The following is a 23,605-nucleotide window of genomic DNA, read 5'->3' as shown; positions in this document are numbered from 1 at the left end:
ATGACGGTCCTCGTGGGCGTCCTCGTCGGGGCCGCGACCTGGTGCGTGACCGTGCGGGGCGGGCGGCGGGCCCGCGGCGTCGTCGGCTCGCCGTCGCCGCGTCCGGGGCGACCGCCGTTCCTGCGGCGCCGGACCCGGACGCAGGCGGTGCCGGAGCTCGTGCGCGTCGTCGTGACGCAGGTGGGGTCGCTCCTGCGGTCCGGCGCCGCGCCCGGCGCCGCGTGGGAGCGAGCGGTCGGCGTGCGGGTCGACGCCGCGGGCGTCCCCCGGGTCGTCGACCTCGCGCCCCACGTGGGCGGGCCCGCGACCGCGCGGGCCCTCGTGGCGGCGTGCCGCCTCGCGCTCGAGGTGGGTGCGCCGCTCGCCTCCGTGCTCGACGAGGTCGCGGCCTCGGTGGCGGCGGACGCCGAGGCCCGCGCGGAGCGGGACGCCGCGCTCGCCGGACCCCGGGCGACCGCGCGCGTGCTCCTGTGGCTCCCGGCGGTGGGCGTCCTGCTGGGCTACGTCCTCGGCGCCGACCCGCTCGGCACCGCGACCGACGGCGGCCTCGGTTCGGTCGGGGTGCTGCTCGGGCTCCTGCTCCTGCTCGCCGGGCGCACCTGGTCCGCACGGCTCGTCGAGCGGGCACGCGTCGCGGGAGAGGACCGGTGACCGCGCTCCTGGTGGCGGCGTGGGTCCTGGTGGCGACGACGCCGTGGTGGGTGGCGCGGTCGGCCGTCGGGCGGCGGGTCGTCGGGGTCGCGCGACGTGCGGCGAGCGCCGGCGGCCCCCCTGACGGCGCGTGGGGCGAGGGGGAGCGGGGGACCGGGCGCGGAGGCCGGGGGCGCCCGGACGACGCCGGGACCGCGATCGAGACCGGCGTGCTCCTCGAGCTCCTCGCGGCGGCGGTCCGCTCCGGCGCGGCCGTCCCGCGTGCCCTGGACGTGGTCGGGTCGTGCGTCGGGGGTCGGGACGGTTCCGGGCTGCGGGCCGCGGGGGCGGCCCTCCTCCTCGGCGCCTCGTGGGACGCCGCCTGGGTGGGCGCCCCGCCGCGGCTCGCGGTCGTGCAGCGCGCGCTGCGCCCGGCCTGGCTGCACGGTGCCGCCCCCGCGCCCGCGCTGCGGGCCGCGGCGCAGGCGTCGCGGCAGGACCGGACCGCCGCGGCCAAGACCGCCGCGGCGCGCCTCGCCGTGCACCTCGTCCTCCCGCTCGGCGCCTGCTTCCTCCCGGCGTTCGTGCTCGTCGGGCTGGTGCCCGTCCTCGTCTCGCTGGGGTCCGGTCTGCTGGGCGGGTAGCCGTCGACTGCCGGACTGTCGGCTCGACGTACTGGGCGGACTGGCCGCTCACTACAGTGAGTCCATGGAAGCGACTGCCGTCGGCCCGACCGAGCCGGGAGGCCTCGACCAGGGGCTCTGGGAGGAGGTCGGTAGCGGCGAGTCGTCCGCCCGGGTCTTCGTGAGCACGGACGGGGCTCGGTACGCCAAGGTCGTGGACGGCGACGAGGTGGTCGCGCTGGCCGGTGAACGTGACCGCGTGCGGTGGGCCGGTGACCAGGGGATCCCCGGGCCACGGCTGCTGGGATGGGTGGAAGCCCCAGACGAGGCGGTCCTGACGACCACCGCGGTGGCGGGGACGCCCGCCGACCAGGTCGGTCCCGACCAGGCGCGCCGGGCGTGGGCGAACATCGTGGTGGCGGTCCGGGCGCTCCACGACGTCCCCGTGGGCGGCTGCCCGTTCGACCGAGGGCTGCGCACCATGTACGCGCTGGCGCAGGACGTGGTGGCGCGTGGCGCCGTGCGGCGGGAGTTCCTGCGTCCCGAGCAGGAGTCCCGGTCCGGCCACGACCTCCTCGCCGAGCTCACCGCAGAGCTGCCGGTGCGCCAGGAGCAGGAGGTGGCCGACCAGGTGGTCTGTCACGGCGACCTCTGCCTGCCCAACATCCTGCTCGACCCCGAGACGCTGGAGGTCTCCGGGTTCGTCGACCTCGGTCGCCTCGGAGCGGCCGACCGGCACGCCGACCTCTCGTTGCTGCTCGCGAGCGCGCAGGACACCTGGCCGGGCGAGGCGCAGCACCTCCGGGATCAGCTCCCGCCGCTCTACGGGTCTCCGGTAGACGCGGACCGGCTCCGGTTCCACCTCTTCCTGGACCCGCTGACCTGGGACTGACGGCCCGCACGCCCGCGGGGTACTCGGCATGACGAACGGCGCGACCGGCGGGTGCGGAGCCTCGGCGCGCGCACGCGCGCAGGGGTTCCCGGCACGGAGATGCCCCGAGGAGCGGGACCGTCGCCGTCCACAGGTCCGTCGCGCGAGGGTCCCGTCCACCGGCGGCGCGGCGCCGGGTGCGGACCCGGTCGGCAATCCGCCACGGTGTCCTGGACCGCCCGCGGACGCGGGCCACGAGAGGGGAGACCTGACATGCCAGGACGGGTTCGGCGCGCGCTCGCGCGCCTGACGGGGACGAGCACGGGACAGGACGGCGAGGCCGGTCTCGCGACCGCGGAGTACGCGATCGCGACCGTCGCGGCGGCGGGATTCGCCGGGCTGCTCATCGTCGTGCTCAAGAGCGGCGAGGTGCGCGAGCTGCTGCTCGGCATCGTGCGCAGCGCGCTGTCGTTGGGCTGAGCCGTGCGACGCGACGCAGGCACGGGCACTGGTGCGTGGGGCTGGCCCAGGCCGTTGGCGCTCTGCCCGCGGGAGGCCTGCCCGCGGGAGGCCTGCCCGCGGGAGGTCGGTCCGCGTGAGGTCCGTCCGCGCGGGGCCCGGTCGCGCGACGACCGGGAGCGGGGTGCGGTCACGGCCGAGCTCGCCGTCGCGCTGCCGGCGGTCGTCCTCGTCCTCGTCGTCGTCCTCACCCTCGCCGCGGCGGCGGGCGCGCAGATGCGCTCCGCCGACGCGGCGAGGGCCGCCGCCCGTGCTGCGGCCGTCGGCGAGGACGACGCGACCGTGCGCGCGACGGCGCTCCGGGTGGCCGGGGACGGTGCGACCGTCGGCGTCGTGCGCGGCGACCCGTGGGTCGAGGTCCGCGTCACGACGCCCGTGGTGGGCGGGTGGCTCTCGGGATCGCCGCTGCGCGCCAGCGGCGAGGCCGTCGCGTGGGTCGAGCCATGACCCGTGACGCGACCGACGGGAGGAGAGGTCGCGCCGCGAGCGCCCGGCGGTCCCGCAGCACCCGTCGCCGCGCGGCCCAGGTCGGGATCGAGCGGCACGACGAGGCGCCCGACGCGGCGTCCGACGAGGAGCGCGGCGCGGGCACGGTGCTGGTGCTCGGCATCGTCGCCGCCGTCCTCGTGCTCGCCCTCGGCCTGGCGGCGCTCGCGCACGCCCAGGCAGCCCGCGGGGCGGCCCAGACCGGGGCCGACCTCGCGGCGCTCGCAGCCGCCACGGCCGCTCGGGATGGCTGGGACCCGTGCGGACGCGCCCGCGAGGTCGCGGCACGCAACGCGGCGGCGGTCACCACGTGCGCAGAGCAGGGCGGCGGCGTCGTGCGGGTCGACGTCGCCTCGACCGCCGGCGTCACCGTCCTCGGTGTCGCGCTGGGCGGGGCGACGGCCGCCGCCCGCGCGGGTCCGGCGACCGCGCGCTGAACGAGCGCGCTGGTCACGGTGACCGCCCACCCCGACCACCCCAGGCGACCACGCGCCGTCGGGCACAGAAACCCGGTTCTACCTCGCGCACACCACGGCTCTACCTTGCGCGACCACGGCTCTACGGGGTGGGGGCGTGGGCGAGGACGGCGTCGAGCAGGCGGACGGCGGCGGCCTTCTCGAGCGGGGCGTTGTACGACCCGCACTTGGGGGACTGCACGCACGCCGGGCAGCCGTCGTGGCACGGGCAGCGCGCGATGGCGTCCCGCGTGGCGCGCAGCCACGTCGCGCCGAGCTCGTACCCGCGTTCGGCGAAGCCCGCTCCGCCGGGGTAGGCGTCGTGCACGAACACGGTCGCCTCGCCGGTGTCGGCGTGCAGGGCGGTGGAGACGCCGCCGAGGTCCCAGCGGTCGCACGTCGCGAGGAGCGGCAGGAGGCCGATCGACGCGTGCTCGGCGGCGTGCAGCGCACCGGGCAGCTCGTCGACGTCGACCTCCGCCTCCTCGATCACGGACGCGGGGACCGTCCACCAGACGGCCATGGTCGGCAGCGTGCGCTCGGGGAGGTCGAGCGTCTCGGTGCCGAGCACCTGCATGTCCGGGAGGCGGCGGCGCTGGAAGCTCACGACCTGCGAGCACACGTCGACCGGGCCGTACCCCCAGCCGACGGGCCCCCAGTTCCGCTCGACGACCTCTCGCCCGGCGGCGACGTCCCCGTCCGCGGGCTCGTCGACGATCGTGATGGACGTGGTGGACCGCGACCACGTCCCGTGGTCGACGTCCTGGCGCCGCACGAGCGCGACGTGGTCGGTCAGGTCGAGGTGCTCGACGACGTAGGTGCGGCCCTGGTGGACGTACACGGCGCCGTCGTGCACGGACCCGTCCGCGGACGCGGCGTCGACCGTGCCGAGCAACCGGCCGGTGCGGGCCTCGGCGACCCGTACGGGCGCGCCGCCCGAGCCGCGCAGGTCCGTCATGCCCGACGCGGGCTGCGCGTGCGTCCAGTACCAGCCGGACGCGCGACGGCGCAGCGCGCCGCGAGCGACGAGCACGTCGAGCAGCCCGCGCACCGCCGCGGGGTCGCCGAACGCCGCGAGGTCGTCGGAGCGCAACGGGTTCTCGGCCGCGGCCGCGCACAGGTGTGGCGCGAGGACGTAGGGGTTCGCGGGGTCGAACACGGTCGCCTCGAGCGGGGCGTCGAACACCGCCTCGGGGTGGTGCACGAGGAAGGTGTCGAGCGGGTCCTCGCGCGCGACGAACGCCACGAGGCCGTCGGCGCCCGCGCGCCCGGCACGGCCTGCCTGCTGCCACACCGACATGCGGGTGCCCGGCCACCCCGCGATGAGGACGGCGTCGAGCCCGGAGATGTCCACGCCGAGCTCGAGCGCGTTGGTCGTCGCGAGGCCCAGGACGTCGCCCGTGCGCACGGCGTCCTCCAGCTCGCGCCGCTCCTCGGGCAGGTAGCCGCCCCGGTAGGCGGCGACGCGTCGCACGAGCCGCGGGTCGACGACGCGCACGCTGTCCTGCGTCTGGACCGCGACCGACTCCGCGCCCCGGCGTGAGCGCGTGAACGCGAGCGTGCGCGCCCCCGCGATGACGAGGTCCGCCAGGAGGTCGGCGGCCTCGGCGGTCGCGCTGCGTCGCGGGTGCTCCGCCGCGGCGTCGACCGTCGTCGGGACGGTCGGGTCGTCCTCGCGGCCCTCGGCGGGCGCGTCGGAGGGTCCGGCCGTGGACGACGCGTCGAAGCCCACGACGACGGGCGGCTCCCACAGCGCGAACGTCTTGCGCCCCGCGGGCGAGGTGTCCTGAGAGACGGTCACGACGTCGTCGGGCTCGACCCCCACGAGCCGCGCGGCGCTCGTCGCGGGGTCGGCGGTCGTGGCCGACGCGACGACGAACGTCGGCGGCCGGTCGCCCTCGCGCGCATAGTGGGCGGCGAGGCGCCGCAGGCGTCGCAGGACGAGGGAGACGTGCGCGCCGAACACCCCGCGGTAGGCGTGGCCCTCGTCGACGACGACGTAGCGCAGGTCGCGCAGCAGCCGCGACCAGCCGCGGTGGTACGGCAGGAGCGCGAAGTGCAGGAAGTCGGGGTTGGTCAGCACCACGTCGGCGTGCTCGCGGACCCAGCGCCGCTCGTCCTGCCCGGTGTCGCCGTCGCACGTCGCGACCCGCACGTCGCGCGTCCCCGCGGCGTCGAGCAGCCGCTGGAGCCCCGCGAGCTGGTCCGCGGCGAGCGCCTTGGTGGGGGAGAGGTAGAGCACGGAGCCACGGCGTGCGACCGACTCGATGCGGCCGGGGTCGAGGACGCGCGCGGCGGCGTCGGCCCGCACCGACGTGAGCGCGGGCAGCCAGAACGCGAGCGACTTGCCGGACCCCGTGGACGTGGCGAGAGCGACGTGCCGGCCCGACCACGCGGCGTCGGCCGCGACGACCTGGTGCTCCCACGGGCGGTCGACGCCGAGCGTGCGGTACCCCGCGACGAGCGACGTGTCGGCCCAGCCCGGCCAGTCGGCCTGCGTGCCCTCCCGCGCGGGCAGCTCGCGCACGTGCAGCAGCCGCTCGTCGCGCCGCCCGCCCGCGCGCAGCACGTCGAGCAGGGCCGCGCTCGTCGGTCGCAGGGAGGCGGGGGAGGGGGCGTGCGGCACGCCTCCGAGTCTCCCACCTCCGGCCCGTCCTTCGGCCGACGGCGGCCGTGCTCGGGACCTCCGGCCCTCGCGCGGCACGTGCCCCGCGGCCGAGGATCGACGCATGGGAGCGGTACGCGGGGTCCGGGTCGTGGCGACGACGGCGCTCGCCGTCGGGGCGCTCCTGCTCACCCGGCGCATGACCCAGACCTGGGGCACGTGGGAGGGCGAGCACGAGTGCGTGCTCCCGGGCGACGACCTCGTGCCGGACGCGCGCGCCGTCGTCGCGACGCGGGCCGTCACGGTCGATGCGCCGCCGGCGGACGTGTGGCCGTGGCTCGTGCAGCTAGGTCAGGGCCGCGGGGGCTTCTACTCGTACGACGCCCTGGAGAACCTGGTCGGCCTGGACATCCACAGCGCCGACGCGATCGAGGAGCGCTGGCAGGGCCTGGCCGTGGGCGACGACGTCCACCTCGCCGACGAGGCCGTGCTGCGCGTCGCGCTCCTGGAGCAGGGCTCGCACCTCGTGCTGCTCGGCTCGCCCGGACCGGGACAGCCGGACACGATGCCGTTCCGGTTCTCGTGGGCGTTCGTCGTCCGCCCGCTGCCGCCGGGCGAGGACGGCGTGCCGCGCTCACGCCTGCTGGTCCGCGAGCGCTATCTCCCGCTCGGCGTCGTGGGCCGGGCCATGGTCGAGGCGGTACAGCCGGTGAGCTTCCTCATGACGCAGAAGATGCTGCGCGGCGTCCGCAACCGGGCGACGCGCCGCCCTCACCGCTGAGTGCGGGACAGGTGCAGCCGAAGGCCCCGTGCGACGACAAGCATCCCGCACTCAACGGTGGGGCGTGGCTCAGCCGCGGAAGACCTCCGCAACCGCGCGGGCGAGGTACCACGGGTCGACGACCGCCGTCAGCTCGCGCGCGGAGTGCATCGAGAGGATGGGGACGCCGACGTCGACCGTGCGGATGCCCAGGCGGGTCGCGGTGAGCGGGCCGATCGTCGAGCCGCAGGGCACGGTGTTCTTGGACACGAACTCCTGGCTCGGCACGCCCGCCCGCGCGCAGGCCCGGGACCAGGCCGCCGCGCCGTGCGCGTCGGTCGTGTACCGCTGGTTCGCGTTGATCTTGAGGATCGGCCCGCCGCCCGCGAGCGGCCGGTTCGCGGGGTCGTGACGCTCCGGGTAGTTGGGGTGCACGGAGTGCCCGACGTCGCTCGACACGCACAGCGACGCCGCGAGCTGGCGGTGCCGCTCCTCCTCCGTCGCGCCGAGGCCGGCCGCGATCCGGTCGAGCACGTCAGCGAGGAACGGTCCCGACGCGCCGGAGCGTGACTCGGACCCGATCTCCTCGTGGTCGAACGCCGCGAGCACGGGGATCACGTCGCCGTCGACAGGGGCGTCCGGCGTCCTGGCGACCTCGAGCAGCGCGACGAGCCCGGCGTGCACGGAGAGCAGGTTGTCGAGGCGGCCCGACGCGAGGAACGCGCCGTGCGCGCCGAACACGCGCGGCGACTGCGTGTCCGCGACGACGACGTCGTAGCCCGCGACCTCGCTCGCCCGGACGCCCGCGTGGTGCGCGAGCTCGGCGACCACGTCGCCGCCACCCGGCCCGGCCCCCGCACCCACCGCGTCGGACCCCGCCGGGCCGGCCGCCGAGGCCAGCCCCCACACCGGCTGCGTGTGCTGCTGCTTGTCGAGCGCGAGCCCGTCGTTCGCGGCACGGTCGAGGTGGATCGCGAGCTGCGGGACGCGCAGGAGCGGGCCGGTGCGCACGAGGTGCTCCTCGCCGTCGGACGTCACCAGGCGCCCGGCGAGCTCGAGCTCGCGGTCGAGCCACGAGTTGAGCAGCGGGCCGCCGTAGACCTCGACGCCCGCCTGCCACCAGCCCTCGCGCACGACGCCGGGCCGCGGCTTGAGCTTGAAGCCGGGCGAGTCGGTGTGCGCGCCGAGGACCGCGAACGGCGTCGTGGCGGTCGCGCCGGCCGGGACCGCCCAGGCGATCACCGCGCCGTCGCGCACGACGACGTACCGCCCGCCCGGGGATCCGGCCCCGCCGGTGGGAGCCGACGGCCACGCCGCCGTCTCGTCGAGCCGCTCGAAGCCGACGGCCTCCAGGCGACGAGCGACCTCGTGGGCCGCGTGGTACGACGACGGGGACGCCTCGACGAACGTCGCCAGGTCGTTGGCGTGCGCGAGCGCGCGGTCGTGCAGGGTCGGATCGGTCACGGCGGGCGTGGTCGGTGAGGTCACCCGCCCATCATCACCCACGGCGGGTCGTCACCCCGGGCCGCTGCCGAGAAGAGTCACCCGACGACGACCTCGAACGGTGCGCTGACGATCGCCGTGGACGTGCCGGCGGCGTCCGCCGGTCCGTCCCGGTGCGGGGGAACGGCGACGAGGTGCTCGACGTCGCGCCAGCGCCGGGTGCGCCGGTTCCCGTCGACGTACAGCGAGAGGATGGCGCGGCGCACGTACGACTCGGGAGCGTCGGGCCACCGGTGGCGGCGGGACCGGACGAACACGCGGACCACGGCCTCCTGCGCGAGGTCCTCGGCGGCGGGGACGTCCCCGGTGAGGAGGTACGCGTAGCCCACGAGCGCGCTGCCGCGGTCCCGCACGAGCACCGTGAGCGGGTCGTCGTCGGGGCGGTCCTGGCCGGTCGCTGGTCGCACGGTCCTCCTCGAGCTGGGACGGCGCGGGTGCGTTCGTCCTGTCGCACCCTGAGACGAGCGGCGCCCGCGAAACGTTGTACCGCGCGGGGCGCGGGTCCGCTCCCTAGGGTGGGTCCGTGAGCGCAGGCCGAGGAGCGGACGCGCCGGACCGCGCGTCGACCTGGGTCATCCTGCCCGGGCTGGCGCTGACGCCCGAGGACTCCGCACCGCTCGCGGACGAGCTCCGCGTCGTCGCCGGGACCGACGACGTTCGCGTCCTCGACGCGTGGCGCACGCCCGTCACCGGGCCGGTCGACGCGGTGCGGACGACCCTGCGGGTCGACGGCTCCGGACCGGTGGGCCTCGTGGGGCACTCCGTGGGCGGGCTCGCCGCGCTGGAGTGGGCGCTGCTGCACCCGGACGAGGTGCGTCGCCTCGTCCTCCTCGACCCGACGAGCCCGTGGGAGCCACACCTCCCGGCCCTGCACCCGGGGCGGCCGACCGCCCGGGCGGGGGACGCGCTGGCTGCGCTGGTCGGCAGCGCGCTCGCGACGGCCGGACCGGCCCTGCGGCGCGGGGCGGTGCGGGTCGTCGCCCGCCGCCCGGACCCGCTCCCGCGCGACGTGGCGCGGGTGCGCTACGGGAGCGCGAGCACCTGGACGATGCTCGCCCACGAGTGGTTCGCGAGCTGGGAGCAGGCGCCGCGCGTGCGCGCGCTGCTCGACTCAGGGCGCTCCCTGTCCACGGCGGCGGACCCGTTGCTCGTCACGGGTCTGCGCGGGAGCGCGCGGTTCCTGCGCCAGCAGCGGGAGCTGTCCGACCGGCTCGCCGTCCCGCGCGTCGGGCTCGCGGGCGAGGGGCACCTGTTCCCGCTCACCCGGCCCGACGTCGTCGCGCGACTCGCGGCGGGCGGTCACCGCACCCAGCGGCGCACGCCGGGCGCACCGCACGGGCACGCCCGGATCTGACCGGCCCTGACCGGCCCGGATCGGCGTCGGGTCAGGTGATCGTCAGCCGGACCGGTGCCGAGACGAGCCAGCCCTTGTAGAGGCCCCCACCCGTGGTCTCGGCACCCCACGACCCGTCGACCTGCTGGAGCGAGTACCGCGTGATCATCCACGGGTGCACGACCTGCACCGTGTACTCGCCCGGCGGCAGGGACGCGTCCGAGGGCATTCCCCACTCGCACGCCACCGCGATGGTGACGGCGTGGTCGAGCTGCTCGGTCGCGCCCGGCTCGAGGACGGCGTACGCCTCGGAGTCGGTGGCCGGTACGGTCGAGCTGACGATGGTCCCGTCCTGGGCGACGACGTACGCACGGAGCCAGCGGAAGTCGACCGTCTCGGTGCGCGCCGTGGGGAGCCCGGCGAGCCGGGCGGCGAGGGTGGCCTCGGTCCCGCTCGCCACCGAGAGGGCTCCCGGGGTCTCGAGCCGTGCGAGGAGCTCGTCGCCGGTCGGGGACGGGGCGGGCATGCCGCACTGGAGGTCCTCGTACGACGGCGCGCCGGGGAACGTCGTCGTCGGGCCGGTGAAGGCCCCGGGTACGGGGTCGGGGGTCGCCGGGGTCGCCGGAGGCTCCGCGTCGGGGGCGGCCGAGACCGTGAACGGGACCGACGGCGTCACGAGCCAACCGTCGAACAGCGGCTCGCCCGGCCCGGTGGCGGCGGTCACGGGCTCGCCCCAGGCGCCGTCGCGCTCCAGCGCGTACGACGACACGACCCAGGGGACGACGACCGCGAGCTCGTAGTCGCCCGGCAGGAGCGACGGCGAGTGCTCCGTGACGCCGGCGGGGTCGCACGAGGCGAACGAGTCGACCGACGTGGTGAGGTCGAGCACGTCGCCCTCGGCGAGGTCGACCGGCGCCGCGCCGTCGAGGTTCGTGGGGGTCACGGACGACACGACGAGCCCGTCCTGCACGACGACGTACCCGGTGAGCCCGGTCGGGTCCACGGCGCTCACGCGCGCGGCGGCGTCGACGGACACGCGGCCCGGGACCTCGACGAGGTCCGAGGACGCGACGGTGACGGCGGCGGGGTCGACCGACGCCGTCGCGAGCAGGGCCGCGCCCGTCGCGGCGGGTGCGGGCTCGCCGCACCGGAGCGCGTCGGTCGTGACGGGCGAGGGGAACGCGGCCCGGTGGGTGGGTGCAGGGCTCGGCGTGGGCTCGGGGCTCGGGGCGGGAGCGGGCAGGACGGGGCGAGGCTCCTCGGCGAGCAGGGCGTTCGCGCCGACGCCCGCGGCGGCGACGGCGAGCACGGCGGCCGCGCCGACCAGGACGGCACGGCGACGGCGGACGTGGCGGACGCCGTCGCGGACGAGACCGGCAGAGGTCGCGTCGTCGGTCTGGGGGACCACCTCGTCGGCGACCGACCGCAGCACGACGTCGAGGTCGACGGGGCCGGGGTTCGTGGGGCGGTTCATCGCGCACCTCCAGGGGCGGACGGGGCGGACGGGGTGGACGGGGCGGTCCCGCGGACGGGAGGCGTGACGGGCAGGTCGTCGTCGGCGACGCGCAGCGGGCCGAGCCGTGCCGCGAGCTTGGCGTTCGCGTCGCTCAGGTACCGCTTGACGGTGCCCTCGCTCAGCGAGAGCCGTTCCGCGACATCCCGGACGGTGAGGTCGGAGAAGTGGCGCAGGACGACGCACGCGCGCTCGCGGGGAGCCAGCACGCCGAGCGCCTCGACGACGTCGACGCGCGCCTCGACGACCGGTTCGACGCGGTCGGCCGGGTCGGGCGGGGCGAGGAGGTGGCGCACGCCGTCCCAGCGCCGCCGCCGTCGGGTGCCGTCGAGGAACCCGCTGAGGACCGCGCGCCGGACGTAGCTCTCGGCGAGAGCGAAGTCGGTCGCCGCGCGGCCCCGCCGGAACGTCCGGAACAGGGCGTCCTGCACGAGGTCCTCCGCCTCCGTGACGTCTCCCGTCAGCAGATAGGCGTAGCCCACCAGGGCGCGTCGCCGCGTGCGGACGATCTCGTCCAGCACCTCTTCCCATCGCGCCATCGCGACCGCCTCCCCCGCTCGTGGAACCACTCTTGTCCTTCTCAACGACGGGGTCGAGCGTTTCGTTGGGGTGGCGGGAGAGCGCGGTTCAGTGCGGCCCAGGGCCGGTCGGCGCGCCACGTTTGTGACGTCCTGCACGAGTGGTCGTGACGTGCGCCACACGTGCGTAGACTCACCCCCATCGCTCCGGCAGGGGACCGGCGCGACGGTCGCGCGGTTCGTCAAGGAGGACGGATGCTCACGCTCGGTTCGGAAAGTCTCACCATCGTCACCGTCATCGCGGTGATCGCGCTCGTGGCGCTGGTCTTCGCGTTCGTCCTGCGCAGACAGGTCCTCGCCGCGGAGGACGGCACGGCGAAGATGCAGGACATCGCTCAGGCCGTGCAGGAGGGCGCCGGGGCCTACCTGAGCCGCCAGTTCCGCACGCTCGCGCTGTTCGCGGTGATCGTGTTCGGCCTGCTGTTCCTGCTGCCCGGTGACGGCGGCATCCGCGTCGGGCGCTCGGTCGCGTTCCTCGTCGGTGCCGGGTTCTCGGCAGCGATCGGCTACCTCGGCATGTGGCTCGCGGTGCGCGCCAACGTGCGCGTCGCGTCGGCCGCGACCCGGCCCGGCGGACGCACCGAGGGCGCGCGCATCGCGTTCCGGACGGGCGGCGTCGTGGGCATGTCGGTCGTCGGCCTCGGCCTGCTCGGCGCCGCGGGGGTCGTGCTGATCTACAAGGGCGACGCCCCGGCCGTGCTCGAGGGCTTCGGCTTCGGCGCCGCGCTGCTCGCCATGTTCATGCGCGTCGGCGGCGGCATCTTCACCAAGGCGGCCGACGTCGGCGCGGACCTGGTCGGCAAGGTCGAGCAGGGCATCCCCGAGGACGACCCGCGCAACGCGGCGACGATCGCGGACAACGTGGGCGACAACGTCGGCGACTGCGCCGGGATGGCCGCCGACCTCTTCGAGTCGTACGCCGTGACGCTCGTCGCCGCGCTCATCCTCGGCAAGGCGGCGATGGGCGAGGAGGGCCTCGTCTTCCCGCTCGTCGTCACGGCGATCGGCGCGCTCGTCGCGGTGCTCGGCGTCTTCATCACGCGCGTGCGGGGCCAGGAGAACGGGCTCAAGGCCATCTATCGCGGCTTCTACCTGTCCGCGCTCATCGGTGCCGTGCTCGCCGCGGTCGCGGCGTTCGTCTACCTGCCGTCGTCGTTCGCGGCGCTCGACGGCACCGCGGACCTCGGCGACCTGTCCGGCCTCGCGGCCGACCCGCGCGTCGTCGCGAGCCTCGCGGTCGTCATCGGCATCGTCCTCGCGGGCATCATCCTGTGGATCACGGGCTACTTCACCGGCACGACGTCGAAGCCGACCCTGCACGTGGCGGCCACCTCCCGGACGGGTGCGGCGACGGTCGTCCTGTCCGGCATCGGCGTCGGGTTCGAGTCCGCGGTGTACACGGCGGGCGTGATCGCCGCCGCGATCTGCGGCCTGTTCCTCCTCGCGGGCGGCTCGGTGTGGCTCGCGCTGTTCCTCGTGGCGCTCGCCGGGTGCGGGCTGCTCACCACGGTCGGCGTCATCGTCGCGATGGACACGTTCGGCCCGGTCTCCGACAACGCGCAGGGCATCTACGAGATGTCGGTCGGCGAGTCGGGCGACGGCGACCCGGAGGCGGCGCAGATCCTCACGGACCTCGACGCCGTCGGGAACACGACGAAGGCCATCACCAAGGGCATCGCGATCACGACGGCGGTCCTCGCCGCGACCGCGCTCTTCGGGTCGTACGCCGACGCCGTGAGCCACGCGATGGCGGACGTCCAGACGGTCGGGAGCGGCCTCGTCACGGCGATGCTCGACTACGAGATCATCTCGCCGATCACGCTCGTGGGCGTGATCCTCGGCGCCGCGACGGTCTTCCTCTTCTCCGGCCTCGCGATCGACGCCGTGACACGGGCCGCCGGGGCGATCGTCTTCGAGGTGCGCCGCCAGTTCCGCGAGCACCCCGGGATCATGACGTTCCAGGAGCGCCCGGAGTACGGCAAGGTCGTGGACATCTGCACGCGCGACTCGCTGCGCGAGCTCGCGACTCCGGGTCTGCTCGCCGCGTTCGCGCCCATCGCGGTCGGGTTCGGCCTGGGCGTCGGCCCGCTCGCCGGCTTCCTCGCCGGGGCGATCGGCGCGGGCGTGCTCATGGCGGTCTTCCTCGCCAACTCGGGCGGTGCGTGGGACAACGCGAAGAAGATCGTCGAGGACGGCGCGTACGGCGGCAAGGGCTCCGAGGCGCACGCGGCGACCGTCATCGGCGACACCGTCGGCGACCCGTTCAAGGACACGGCGGGCCCGGCGATCAACCCGCTCATCAAGGTCATGAACCTCGTGTCCGTGCTCATCGCGCCCGCGGTGGTGCTCATGAGCGTGCCGGAGGACGCGAACCATGCGCTGCGCATCGGCATCGCCGTGGTCGCCGCGGCGATCGCCTTCGGCGCGGTGATCCTGTCCCGCCTGCGGGCGGCGCGGGTCGACCGCGAGGAGTCGTCGGTCGAGCCGGAGCGGGTCGCGACCGGCGCCTGACCCGCCGCGGACCAGCGCACGACGACGCCCGGGCCTTCCACGGCCCGGGCGTCGTCGTGCCGGTCTCGCGGACCGGGTCCGCTCTCAGCCCTTGACGGTGAAGGGCACGCGCAGGAGCGCGTCCTCGCGGGACGACGGGCCGACGCGGAGCTCGAACTCGCCCGGCTCGACGACCCGGTGACCCTGCGCGTCGACGAGCGTGCAGTCCGCGACGGGTACCTCGAGGTCGACGACGGCGGACTCGCCGGGCGCGAGCGCGACCTTCCGGTACGCCTTGAGCTCCTTCTCCGCCCACGTCACGGACGTGACCGTGTCGCTCACGTAGACCTGCACGGTCTCGCGGACGGGCCGCGTCCCGGTGTTGGTCAGCGTGACCTGGGCACGGACGACGTCGTCGGGACCGTGCACCGAGCCGAGGACGCGCAGGTCCGCGTACTCCACCGTCGTGTAGCTCAGGCCGTCACCGAAGGCGAAGGCGGGGCGCTGGGTGAGGTCGGCGTACCGGTCGCCGTGCTGGCCGCGGACCACGTTGTAGTACGTGGGCTGCTGGCCGGCGTGGCGCGCGAAGGAGATCGGGAGCCGGCCCTCGGGCTCGATCTGCCCCAGCACGAGCTCGGCCACGGCCTGCCCGCCGCGCATGCCCGGGTTCGCGGTCCAGACGATCGCGGCCGCAGCGTGGGCGGACGGCGGGAGCACGAGCGGCTTGGACGCGACGACGACGACCACGACGGGGGTGCCGGTCGCGACGAGCGCGTCGAGCAGGGCGACCTGGCCGCCGACGAGCTCGAGCGTCGCGGTCGACTTGCCCTCGCCGACGAGCTCGATCCGGTCGCCGACGACGGCGACGACGAGGTCCGCGTCGCGCGCCGCGGCCACGGCCTCGGCGATCAGCGCGTCGTCGGGCTCGGCGGGCACGACGACCTGCGGGCGCGGCTGCCCGTCGGGGAACAGCTCGCCCTCCGGGTCGGGCTCGAGCGTGAGGATGTCGGCGCCGCGCGCGTGCGTGACCGTCCAGCCCTCGGGGACGAGGGCGCGGAAGCCGTCGAGGACGGTCGTGGTCATCTCGCGCGGGTGGCCGTCGGGCAGCCAGTCGGCCTGGCCCGACGCGCCGGCCCAGTCGCCGAGCTGGGTGTGGTCGTCGTCCGCGTTGGGCCCGACGACGGCGACCGTGCGCCCGCCCGTGAAGGGGAGCGTGCCGTCGTTCGCGAGCAGGACGAGCGAGCGCCGCGCGACCTCGAGGTTGACGGCGGTGTGCTCCGCCGAGGCGATGACGGCCTCCTGGCGTGCGACGTCGGGACGACGCGGGTCCTCGAACAGGCCGAGCCGGAACTTGAGCGTGAGGATGCGGCGCACGGCTGCGTCGATCGCGGTCTCCTCGACGAGGCCGCGGGCGACCGCCTCGAGCGCGCCCTCGAAGAACTTCGGCGTGGTCATGATCATGTCGTTGCCCGCGCGCACGGCGGCGGCCGAGGCGTGCACGTAGTCGGGCTGGATGTGCTGCTCCCAGACCATGCGGCCGACGTTGTCCCAGTCGGTGACGAGCGTGCCGGTGTAGCCCCACTCGCCGCGCAGGACGTCGTCGAGCAGCCAGCCGTTGACGGTGACGGGCACGCCGTCCATGGACTGGTAGCCGAGCATGAACGTCGCGCAGCCCTCGCGCGCGACGCGCTCGAACGGGGGCAGGAACCAGGACCGGAGCTTGCGCGGCGAGATGTCGGCCTCGCTCGCGTCGCGGCCGCCCTGCGTCTCGGAGTAGCCGGCGAAGTGCTTGGCGGTCGCGAGGATCCCGGTCGGGTCCGCGAGGCCGTCGCCCTGGTACCCGCGCACCATCGCCGACGCGAGCTCGCCGATGAGGTACGGGTCCTCGCCGAACGTCTCGTCGACGCGCCCCCAGCGCAGGTCGCGCGCGATGCACAGCACGGGGGAGAACGTCCAGTGGATGCCGGTCGCGGCGACCTCGACCGCCGTGGCGCGGGCGACCCGCTCGACGAGCTCGGGGTCCCACGTGGCGGCCATGCCGAGCTGCGTGGGGAAGATCGTCGCGCCGACCCAGAAGGAGTGGCCGTGGATGCAGTCCTCGGCGACGAGCAGGGGGATGCCGAGGCGGGTCTGCCCGGTGAGCGCGTGGGCCTCGACCACGTTCTGCGGGGACGTGTGCAGCAGCGACCCGGCGTGCTTGTCCAGGACCGCCGGCCCGACGCCGTCGCGCGCGTCGAGCTGCAGCATCTGCCCGACCTTCTCGGGGAGCGTCATCCGCGCGAGGAGGTCCTCGACGCGGTCGGCCACGGGCAGAGCGGGGTCGAGGTAGGGGAGGGTGCTCACGGACGGTCCTTCCACGGCGACGGCGACGGTTCCCCGGGGCGGTGCATGTCGGGCGGGTCGCCACCGACGCGCTCGGGAGCCCGGGCGCGGCCACTCTACCGGTAAAACTGAATAACCGGTAAGTAAGTCTGTGGCCTCAGTGCCAGTGGTCCAGGAAGCGCGCGACCGTCTCCGTCGCGTGGTCCAGGACGCGCCCGTCCTCCGCCGCCGCCGCGGAGAGCAGCGCTGCGTCGACGACGTGCGCCACCAGGTCGACGTCCGTCACGTGCGCGTGCCCCGACGCGTCCAGCACGGTCCGCGCCGCCGCGAGCAGACGCGGGCGCGACGCCCGCATGATCGGCCGCAGCGCAGGGTCGCGCATCGCCGTGAGCATCGGGTCCAGCCGCACGTCGACCACCGTGTCGTCCACGTGCGGCGCGTACAAGGTCTCGATCAGCTCGCGCGCCGTCGCCGTGCTCGAACGAGGTTCCCGCGACAGCGCGTCCGCCCGCTGCTGCGCGGCCGTCGCGCGCACGTCCTCCGCGGCCTCGACCGCCGTCGAGACCAGCGACGCGCTCGTCGGGAAGTAGTACGACGCCGAGCCCTGCGGCACGCCCGCCGCCCGCGCCACCTGGCGGTGGGTCACGGCGCCGAAGCCCTCCTCGATGAGCAGGTGCGCCGCCGCCTCCACCATCGCGCGCTGCCGCTGCGCGCTGCGCCCCTGCACCGTCGCGCGCGCGCCGTGCGCCGGGTCGTGGACCGTCCCGCGCGTCGCCCCGGCCGCGGCGCTCTCCTCGTCGCGCCGCGCCGCCCGGTCGATGGTGCCCGCTCCGTCGTCCACGGGGCCATCGTAGTGAGGCCGTCGCCGCGCGCCCGGAGCCCGACGAGGTAGAGACGTGGTCACCGTGCCCGACGGCGTGTGGTCGCCCTGGGTGGTCGGGGTGGGTGGTGGTGCCGCGTCGACCATCCGCCGCTCGTTCCTCGCGGCTCCCGTGTTTTCGGTCGGGATCGTCCTGCGTTCGCAAGCTCACTCCGGACGATCCCTCGTCCAGGCCCGACCACGACGCGGCACCACCACCCACCCCGACCTGCTTCGACTCGCCCCGGTCTGCGCTCACCCTGGGCGACCGAGCGCGCGTGGGGGCGCGAGGGCCCCGCGGAATAACCTATACGCACGTATGGTTATCGCTCTCGGGCCGTGACTGCGGTCCGTGGGAACGAACGAGGAGTGGACAGAGATGGTCGCCGCCGAGGGGCTCGTCATCGACTGGGCGCAGATGCCCACGTACAACACCGTGATGTCCGTCGCCGTCGGCGCCGGGCTGATCCTGCTCGTCATGCTCGGCCGTGAGCTGCTCCGGTCGCCGGGGAAGGTCGTCGTCGAGGGGTGGTCGCTCGCGTTCGGCGTGCTCGGCACGATCCTCACGGCGACGGGTCTGCACATGACGCTCACGTGGCCGCTCGCCGCGGGCGGCTTCCCGTTCGACAACATCATCTTCGGCGAGACGAGCCTCGCGTTCGGCGTGCTGCTGCTCGCGGCGGCGTTCTACCTGTGGACGCGCGGCCGGGCTGCGCTCGAGCGCGCGGACGCGACGGAGCACCTGCAGGCCGTGGCCCGCCCGGTCTCGGTGTTCGTGCTCGGCATGGGCCTCGGGCTCGTCGCCATCGCGGTCGCGGGCGTCACGTACCAGCTCTTCGCCGCGCCGCCGGAGGAGCCCATCTCGGGTGCGTTCGCCGCCTACCCGCTCGTCGAGGCGATCTTCATGTCGGGGCTCATCGCGCTCGTCGGGGTGGGGGCGATCCTCTTCCCGTTCGCGGTGCGCTGGGGGCGCCGTGTCGTGCGGACCGTCATCGGCTGGGCCTGGGGGCTGTCCGGGGTGGCGTTCCTGCTGTTCGGCGCCATGAACTTCTTCACCCACATCGGGCTCATCGTCAACACGATGGGCTGACGACGGGCCGCCGTCCGGCGGGCGGTCGGGACCCCGCGGGCCAGGACGGCTCGCGGGGTTCGCCTCGCGCGCGCGAGGCGTCATCATAGGGGCCATGCAATCACCGGTGCGCGTCGTGGCCCATGCCGCGGTCCTCGCCGTCGTCGCCGGGCTGTGCCTCGCCGTCGTCGCGAGCGGGGCGTTCGACGTCGTGTCGTTGCCCGACGCCGCCCCGGCCGCCGTGCCGTCCCCGCCCGCCGCGTCCGAGGGCGGGGACGGCGCCCCGGTGGACGACGACGGCGCCGACGACACCCCGGGGGCCGCGCCCGACGACGGGGCGGCCCAGCCGGGGGACGAGGCCGAGGGCACGACGGCGGACCCCGCCGCCGCGACCGCCGTCGACCCGGTCTGCCGGGACGCCGAGGTCGCGTGGGGGGCCGCGGCCAAGGCGCAGGTCAATCTCACCGTCGAGCACCCCGAGGCGCTGGTCGAGGGCTTCACGACGGCGCGGGACGCGCTCGCCGGGGCCACACCACCGGGCGAGATCGCGCGCGACTGGGCCGTCGTGACGACCTATCTCACGATGATCGCCGACGAGGTCGAGGCGACCGGCGCGCGCGACACGGGCGAGCTGTCCCGGGCGATCGACCGCGTCGGGCGCCGCATCGACACCGGCGCGCTCACGTCGTCGTCGCAGGCCGTCACGGACTACTTCCGGGCGGGCTGCACCCGCTGACCGGGTCACTGCGGCCTTTCACCCCGTGGCGCTCGCCACATGGGGAGCGGTCCCCACCTCGGCGGTTTGAGGGCGCGCGAGGCGTCGCCATGGGAAACCATGGGGCACATGCGCAACCGACTGACGATCACGAAGACCACGACCGCCCTCGCGACGAGCGCCCTTCTCGTGCTCGGCCTCGCCGCCTGCGGCGGCTCGGGCGACGACGCGAGCACCGACTCCGAGACGACCGCGTCGGAGGAGACGACCCCGGCCGAGGACGAGTCCACCGACACGACCGAGTCGGAGGACGCCACGGAGGAGGAGACCGGCGACGCCGAGGCGTCGGGCGACTTCTGCACCGCCTACCAGACGCTCCTCGACGCCCAGAGCACGCTCGGCTCGATCGACTCCAGCGACCCGGCCGCCGCCGTCACCGAGTTCGAGACGTTCACCGCGTCCCTCGAGGCTGCTGAGGCCCCCGCCGAGATCAGCGGCGACTGGGACACGGTCACGGGCGTGTTCCGCCAGCTCACCGACACGCTCGAGACCGCCGTGGACGACCCGGCCAGCGCCGACCTGTCCTCCATCACGTCGCTCATGACCGACGAGTCGTTCCAGACCTCCGCCCAGAACGTCGCGGTGTACGGCACGCAGAACTGCTGACGTCCCCTGCTCCCACCCGGACCCCGGCCCGCCTCGGCGCGCCGGGGTCCGGTGCGTCCGGCGCCGGACCGGCTCTCCCCGCGCGGATCCGCCAGGATGGACCCATGCCTCCTGCCGACGCCGCACCTGCCTCCTCCCTGCCCGCCGCACCGGACGCCGTCGTGAGCCCGGCCCCGCCCGGCGCGGGCCTGACGCCGGCGGAGCTCGGGGCAGCGGCGGCGACGCTGCGCGCGGACCTCGCAGCGGCCGGGTTCACGGTCGACGGCGTCGAGCGGGTGCTCGGCCCGGTCGCGTCGGCTGCGTTGCACCGCGAGCAGGCCGTGCCCGCGCGGCGCGCGCTGCGGGGACGCGACGACGATCCGACGGCCGCGCTGGCGGCGTTGTTCCTCCTGGGCGACGACGTCCCGCGTGCCGCGCTCGACGCCGCCCTCGGGAGCACGGGGGTCGACGGCGCCCGGCGGCTCGGTCTGGTCGAGGCCGCGGGCGCAGCCGACGACGACGCCGTGCGGGCCGTCGTGGACCTGCGGCCGTACGCGGCGTCGGACGCGGCGGGCCCGGTGACGTGGTGGCTGTCCTCGGACCTGGGCGAGCTCGCGACGGGCCACCGGCTCGCGCCGGACCACGTGCTCGGCGCGGGCGGGGCGTCCCTGACGCTCGCGCAGGTGACGGTCCGCACCCCGGTCGGGCGCGTGCTCGACCTCGGGACGGGCTGCGGGATCCAGGCCCTGCACGCCGCGCGGCACGCAGGGTCGGTCGTCGGCACCGACATCTCGCGCCGGGCCCTCGGCTTCGCGGCGTTCAACGCGGCGGTCAACACGGCGGCGTCCGGCGCACCGATCGAGCTCCGCGCGGGGTCGATGCTCGAGCCGGTGGCGGGCGAGCGGTTCGACCTCGTCGTGTCGAACCCGCCGTTCGTCATCACTCCGCGCGGCGGGGGCGGCGGGGTGGACGCGCTGCCCGCGTACGAGTACCGCGACGGCGGGCGCGCGGGCGACGACGTCGTGCGCGACCTCGTGACAGGTGTCGGCGCGGTGCTCGCGCCGGGCGGGGTGGCCCAGCTCCTCGGCAACTGGGAGCACCGCCGTGGCGTCCCGTGGGACGAGCGCGTCGGGGCGTGGCTCGACGAGGCCGGGCTGGACGGCTGGGTGGTCCAGCGCGAGGTGCAGGACCCGGCCGAGTACGCGGAGACGTGGATCCGCGACGGCGGGACGACGCCGGAGCGGGAGCCCGGGGCCTGGGCCGCCGCCTACGACGCGTGGCTCGACGACTTCGCGGCCCGCGACGTGGAGGCCGTCGGGTTCGGGATCGTGACCCTGCGGCGCCCGCTCGACGGCGACCGGCCCACCCTGCGCCGGCTCGAGGAGCGCACCGGGCCGGTCCGCCAGCCGCTGGGGGGCCACCTCGCGGCGGCGCTCGCCGCGCACGACTGGCTCACGGCCCGCGACGACGCCGCGCTCGGGGGCGCGCGCCTCGCCGTCGCGCCCGACGTGACCGAGGAGCGGTTCCACACGCCGGGAGCGCCCGACCCCACGGTCGTCCTGCTGCGCCAGGGCGACGGGTTCGGGCGGGCCGTCCAGGCGTCGACGGGGCTCGCGGCGCTCGTCGGGGCGAGCGACGGCGAGCTCACGGTCGGGCAGCTCGTCGGGGCGATCGCCGCGCTCTTCGAGGTGCCGGCGGAGGACCTCGCGGGCGAGCTGCTGCCGACCGTGCGGGGACTCGTGCGCGACGGCTTCCTGACCCCGGTCGGCTGACGCCCCGTACCGGTGCTGGCCGGGACCCGGGTCACGTGCCGGCGGCGGGCGGCGCCCCGAGCGCGGCGAGCAGCGCGTCGATCGTGCGCCGCGTCACGGCGACCATGTCGACGCGGTCCGGGTCCAGGAGCCACTGGACCTGGAGGCCGTCCATGACGGCGACGATCGCCGCCGCGGTCTGCTCGACGTCGGTGCCCGCGGGCACCTCGCCACGCTCCAGGGCCTCCTCGAGCGCGCGCTCGACCAGGGCGCGCAGGCCCACGTAGCGGTCGCGGAACCACTGCTGCGCGGGGTGCCCGTCGGTGACGGCCTCGGCGGACAGGACCGCGTAGAGCTGGGTGATGCCCGGCCGTGCGACGTTGCGCGCGACCGTGTCGACGAGGTGGTCGAGGTACGCGAGCCCGTGCGGACGGGACGACGCGCGGGCGGGACCGTCGTCGCCGTCCGCGTCTTCGGCGTCGCGCGCGTGGAGGAGCGCGGTGAGCAGCCCCTCCTTGGTCCGGAAGTGGTGGAGGATCGCGGGCGCGGAGATCCCGACCTCGTCGGCGATCTCGGCGAGCGACGCCCCGTGGTAGCCACGCGTCGCGAACGCTGCCGCCGCGACGTCGAGGATCTCCTGACGGCGGCGGCCGCCGCGCCCGCGCGGGACCCGGGGCGAGGGGACGTCTGCGTCGTCGTCGGCGCTCACGGGGGCAGCCTATGCGGCTGAGCCGTCCGGAAGGCCTGCGAGACCGCCGCGAGACAGGGCAGTGCCGCACCGATACGTTCAGGTCGCATGGACCTCGAGGTGCGTCACCTGCGCATGATCGTGGTGGTGGCCGAGTCGGGCAGCGTGACGAAGGCGGCGGCGTCGCTCGGTCTCGCCCAGCCCGCTCTCACCGCCCAGCTCAACCGGATCGACCGCACGCTGGGCGGGTGCGTGTTCACGCGCGACCGCCAGGGGGCGCGCCCGACCGAGCTCGGTGAGCTGGTGCTGCGCCACGCGCGCGTCGTGCTGCCCGCGATGACCGCGCTCGTCGACGACGCGCGGCGGCACGTGTCGGACCGGGCGACGGCGGGGCCCGTGCGTGTCGGGACGGTGAGCTCCGCGATCGGCGGGCTGTTCGCGAGCCGCCTGCACGCGGCGCTGCCCGCCGCGCTCGGGGTCGACGACCTGCTCGTCACCACGGCGACGTCGTGGTCCGTCGAGGAGACGGCGGAGCGGCTCGCGAGCGGGACCCTCGACGTCGCGCTGGTCGGCATGTGCGGCGACGCGGCCCCGCCGGCGGACGGGGGCCTCGTGTGGACGGCGGTCTCGACGGACCCGGTGTTCGTCCTCGTCGACGAGTACCACCCGGTCGCGGCGCGGGACGCCGTCGGGCTGGGCGAGCTCGCCGACGCGCTGTGGCTCACGGCCCCGGGCACCGGCTGCTTCGAGCGGTGCTTCGTGAGCGCGTGCGTACGCGCGGGGTTCACGCCGCGGGCGATGGGGGAGTCGGACCGGACGTCGTGCATCGACCAGGTGCGCGGCGGCCACGCGGTCGCGCTCGTCCAGCCCGTGCTGCTCGACGCACCGGGCGTGCGGACGGTCGCCCTCGACGGGGCTCCGCTGCGCTGGACGCACCACGTGGGCTGGCGCCGTGACGCGGCCGAGCGTCTGCCGGTGGACGCGATCGCTCGCGCCGCCGCGGGGGCGCACCGCGACGCGGTGCAGCGCTCGCCGCGCTACCGGCGCTGGCGCGCCGAGCACCCGGTGGAGATCGCGTAGGGGCGGACCCGCACATAGCGCCCGCGTATGACCTGATCGTGATCTGGGCGTGCGCCGGAGGTCTCCCTAGCGTGACCCTCGACCGGGCCGCCCGGCCCGGCGAAGGGAAT

Annotated in this window: 22 protein-coding genes; 14 read left to right on the top strand and 8 right to left on the bottom strand. The window is 75.8% G+C overall.

Annotation, left to right across the window (positions count from 1 at the left end; translation table 11 throughout):
• The 6 genes from NF338_RS02985 (at window position 1) to NF338_RS02960 (ending at window position 3,566) form a co-directional block, all read left to right on the top strand.
• On the top strand, window positions 1-651 hold the full coding sequence (locus NF338_RS02985; RefSeq protein WP_264029434.1) for a hypothetical protein: 651 nt from the start codon (window positions 1-3) through the stop codon (window positions 649-651).
• Window positions 648-1,274, top strand: a complete 627-nt coding sequence (locus tag NF338_RS02980) for a type II secretion system F family protein (RefSeq protein WP_264029433.1) — start codon at window positions 648-650, stop codon at window positions 1,272-1,274. The genes NF338_RS02985 and NF338_RS02980 overlap by 4 nt, the downstream gene beginning before the upstream one ends.
• Window positions 1,275-1,338: 64 nt before the next feature.
• On the top strand, window positions 1,339-2,145 hold the full coding sequence (locus NF338_RS02975; RefSeq protein WP_264029432.1) for an aminoglycoside 3'-phosphotransferase: 807 nt from the start codon (window positions 1,339-1,341) through the stop codon (window positions 2,143-2,145).
• A gap of 252 nt (window positions 2,146-2,397) precedes the next feature.
• A complete protein-coding gene (locus NF338_RS02970) occupies window positions 2,398-2,604 on the top strand; it encodes a DUF4244 domain-containing protein (RefSeq protein ID WP_167551039.1) in 207 nt (68 codons plus the stop codon).
• Between the two features lie 3 nt (window positions 2,605-2,607).
• A complete protein-coding gene (locus tag NF338_RS20960; protein ID WP_318782939.1) occupies window positions 2,608-3,090 on the top strand; it encodes a TadE family type IV pilus minor pilin in 483 nt (160 codons plus the stop codon).
• Entirely contained in the window at window positions 3,087-3,566 is a 480-nt protein-coding gene (locus NF338_RS02960) for an Rv3654c family TadE-like protein (protein WP_264029431.1), read from the top strand. The genes NF338_RS20960 and NF338_RS02960 overlap by 4 nt, the downstream gene beginning before the upstream one ends.
• Before the next feature lie 121 nt (window positions 3,567-3,687).
• Here the strand turns inward: NF338_RS02960 and NF338_RS02955 are convergent, their stop codons facing one another.
• Complete coding sequence (locus tag NF338_RS02955) at window positions 3,688-6,210, bottom strand: DEAD/DEAH box helicase (RefSeq protein WP_264029430.1); 2,523 nt, start codon at window positions 6,208-6,210, stop codon at window positions 3,688-3,690.
• 103 nt (window positions 6,211-6,313) lie between these two features.
• Between NF338_RS02955 and NF338_RS02950 the strand changes: the two genes are divergently transcribed.
• A complete protein-coding gene (locus NF338_RS02950; RefSeq protein ID WP_264029429.1) occupies window positions 6,314-6,970 on the top strand; it encodes an SRPBCC family protein in 657 nt (218 codons plus the stop codon).
• Between the two features lie 69 nt (window positions 6,971-7,039).
• Here the strand turns inward: NF338_RS02950 and NF338_RS02945 are convergent, their stop codons facing one another.
• Both NF338_RS02945 and NF338_RS02940 read right to left on the bottom strand, forming a co-directional pair.
• On the bottom strand, window positions 7,040-8,437 hold the full coding sequence (locus NF338_RS02945; RefSeq protein ID WP_412845957.1) for a M18 family aminopeptidase: 1,398 nt from the start codon (window positions 8,435-8,437) through the stop codon (window positions 7,040-7,042).
• A 53-nt stretch (window positions 8,438-8,490) separates the two neighbouring features.
• Window positions 8,491-8,859: a sigma factor gene (locus tag NF338_RS02940; RefSeq protein WP_264029428.1), complete on the bottom strand. Its 369-nt coding sequence runs from the start codon at window positions 8,857-8,859 to the stop codon at window positions 8,491-8,493.
• A gap of 116 nt (window positions 8,860-8,975) precedes the next feature.
• Between NF338_RS02940 and NF338_RS02935 the strand changes: the two genes are divergently transcribed.
• Window positions 8,976-9,806, top strand: a complete 831-nt coding sequence (locus tag NF338_RS02935) for an alpha/beta fold hydrolase (protein WP_264029427.1) — start codon at window positions 8,976-8,978, stop codon at window positions 9,804-9,806.
• A 31-nt stretch (window positions 9,807-9,837) separates the two neighbouring features.
• Here the strand turns inward: NF338_RS02935 and NF338_RS02930 are convergent, their stop codons facing one another.
• Window positions 9,838-11,259: a hypothetical protein gene (locus NF338_RS02930; RefSeq protein ID WP_264029426.1), complete on the bottom strand. Its 1,422-nt coding sequence runs from the start codon at window positions 11,257-11,259 to the stop codon at window positions 9,838-9,840.
• Window positions 11,256-11,837, bottom strand: coding sequence for a sigma-70 family RNA polymerase sigma factor (locus tag NF338_RS02925; RefSeq protein ID WP_264029425.1), 582 nt, complete (start codon window positions 11,835-11,837; stop codon window positions 11,256-11,258). The genes NF338_RS02930 and NF338_RS02925 overlap by 4 nt, the downstream gene beginning before the upstream one ends.
• Before the next feature lie 234 nt (window positions 11,838-12,071).
• Here NF338_RS02925 and NF338_RS02920 point away from each other — a divergent pair, with 234 nt between their 5' ends.
• On the top strand, window positions 12,072-14,387 hold the full coding sequence (locus tag NF338_RS02920) for a sodium-translocating pyrophosphatase (RefSeq protein WP_264029424.1): 2,316 nt from the start codon (window positions 12,072-12,074) through the stop codon (window positions 14,385-14,387).
• 84 nt (window positions 14,388-14,471) lie between these two features.
• Here NF338_RS02920 and NF338_RS02915 read toward each other — a convergent pair whose 3' ends face one another.
• Window positions 14,472-16,709, bottom strand: coding sequence for a glycoside hydrolase family 3 N-terminal domain-containing protein (locus NF338_RS02915; protein WP_264029423.1), 2,238 nt, complete (start codon window positions 16,707-16,709; stop codon window positions 14,472-14,474).
• Between the two features lie 136 nt (window positions 16,710-16,845).
• Window positions 16,846-17,529, bottom strand: coding sequence for a TetR/AcrR family transcriptional regulator (locus tag NF338_RS02910; protein WP_264029422.1), 684 nt, complete (start codon window positions 17,527-17,529; stop codon window positions 16,846-16,848).
• 370 nt (window positions 17,530-17,899) lie between these two features.
• Between NF338_RS02910 and NF338_RS02905 the strand changes: the two genes are divergently transcribed.
• From NF338_RS02905 to NF338_RS02890, 4 genes are all read left to right on the top strand, one after another.
• Window positions 17,900-18,637, top strand: coding sequence for a DUF981 domain-containing protein (locus NF338_RS02905; RefSeq protein ID WP_264029421.1), 738 nt, complete (start codon window positions 17,900-17,902; stop codon window positions 18,635-18,637).
• A 94-nt stretch (window positions 18,638-18,731) separates the two neighbouring features.
• Window positions 18,732-19,352 (top strand): hypothetical protein, encoded by a 621-nt coding sequence (locus tag NF338_RS02900; RefSeq protein ID WP_264029420.1) that lies wholly within the window; start codon window positions 18,732-18,734, stop codon window positions 19,350-19,352.
• Between the two features lie 108 nt (window positions 19,353-19,460).
• Window positions 19,461-19,997: a hypothetical protein gene (locus tag NF338_RS02895; protein WP_157759579.1), complete on the top strand. Its 537-nt coding sequence runs from the start codon at window positions 19,461-19,463 to the stop codon at window positions 19,995-19,997.
• 104 nt (window positions 19,998-20,101) lie between these two features.
• A complete protein-coding gene (locus NF338_RS02890; RefSeq protein ID WP_264029418.1) occupies window positions 20,102-21,748 on the top strand; it encodes a methyltransferase in 1,647 nt (548 codons plus the stop codon).
• Window positions 21,749-21,779: 31 nt separating this feature from the next.
• Here NF338_RS02890 and NF338_RS02885 read toward each other — a convergent pair whose 3' ends face one another.
• Entirely contained in the window at window positions 21,780-22,436 is a 657-nt protein-coding gene (locus tag NF338_RS02885; protein ID WP_264029417.1) for a TetR/AcrR family transcriptional regulator, read from the bottom strand.
• A gap of 87 nt (window positions 22,437-22,523) precedes the next feature.
• Here NF338_RS02885 and NF338_RS02880 point away from each other — a divergent pair, with 87 nt between their 5' ends.
• Window positions 22,524-23,495 carry a LysR family transcriptional regulator gene (locus NF338_RS02880; RefSeq protein WP_264029416.1) on the top strand — a complete coding sequence of 324 codons (972 nt, stop codon included), beginning with the start codon at window positions 22,524-22,526 and terminating at the stop codon, window positions 23,493-23,495.
• The last annotated feature ends 110 nt before the right edge of the window (window positions 23,496-23,605 follow it).

It is taken from the genome of Cellulosimicrobium sp. SH8 (assembly GCF_025818875.1).
GTDB classification, from domain to species: domain Bacteria; phylum Actinomycetota; class Actinomycetes; order Actinomycetales; family Cellulomonadaceae; genus Cellulosimicrobium; species Cellulosimicrobium cellulans_D.
The sequence above is the reverse complement of the archived record's forward strand: the minus strand, read 5'-3'. Positions and strand labels throughout refer to the sequence as shown.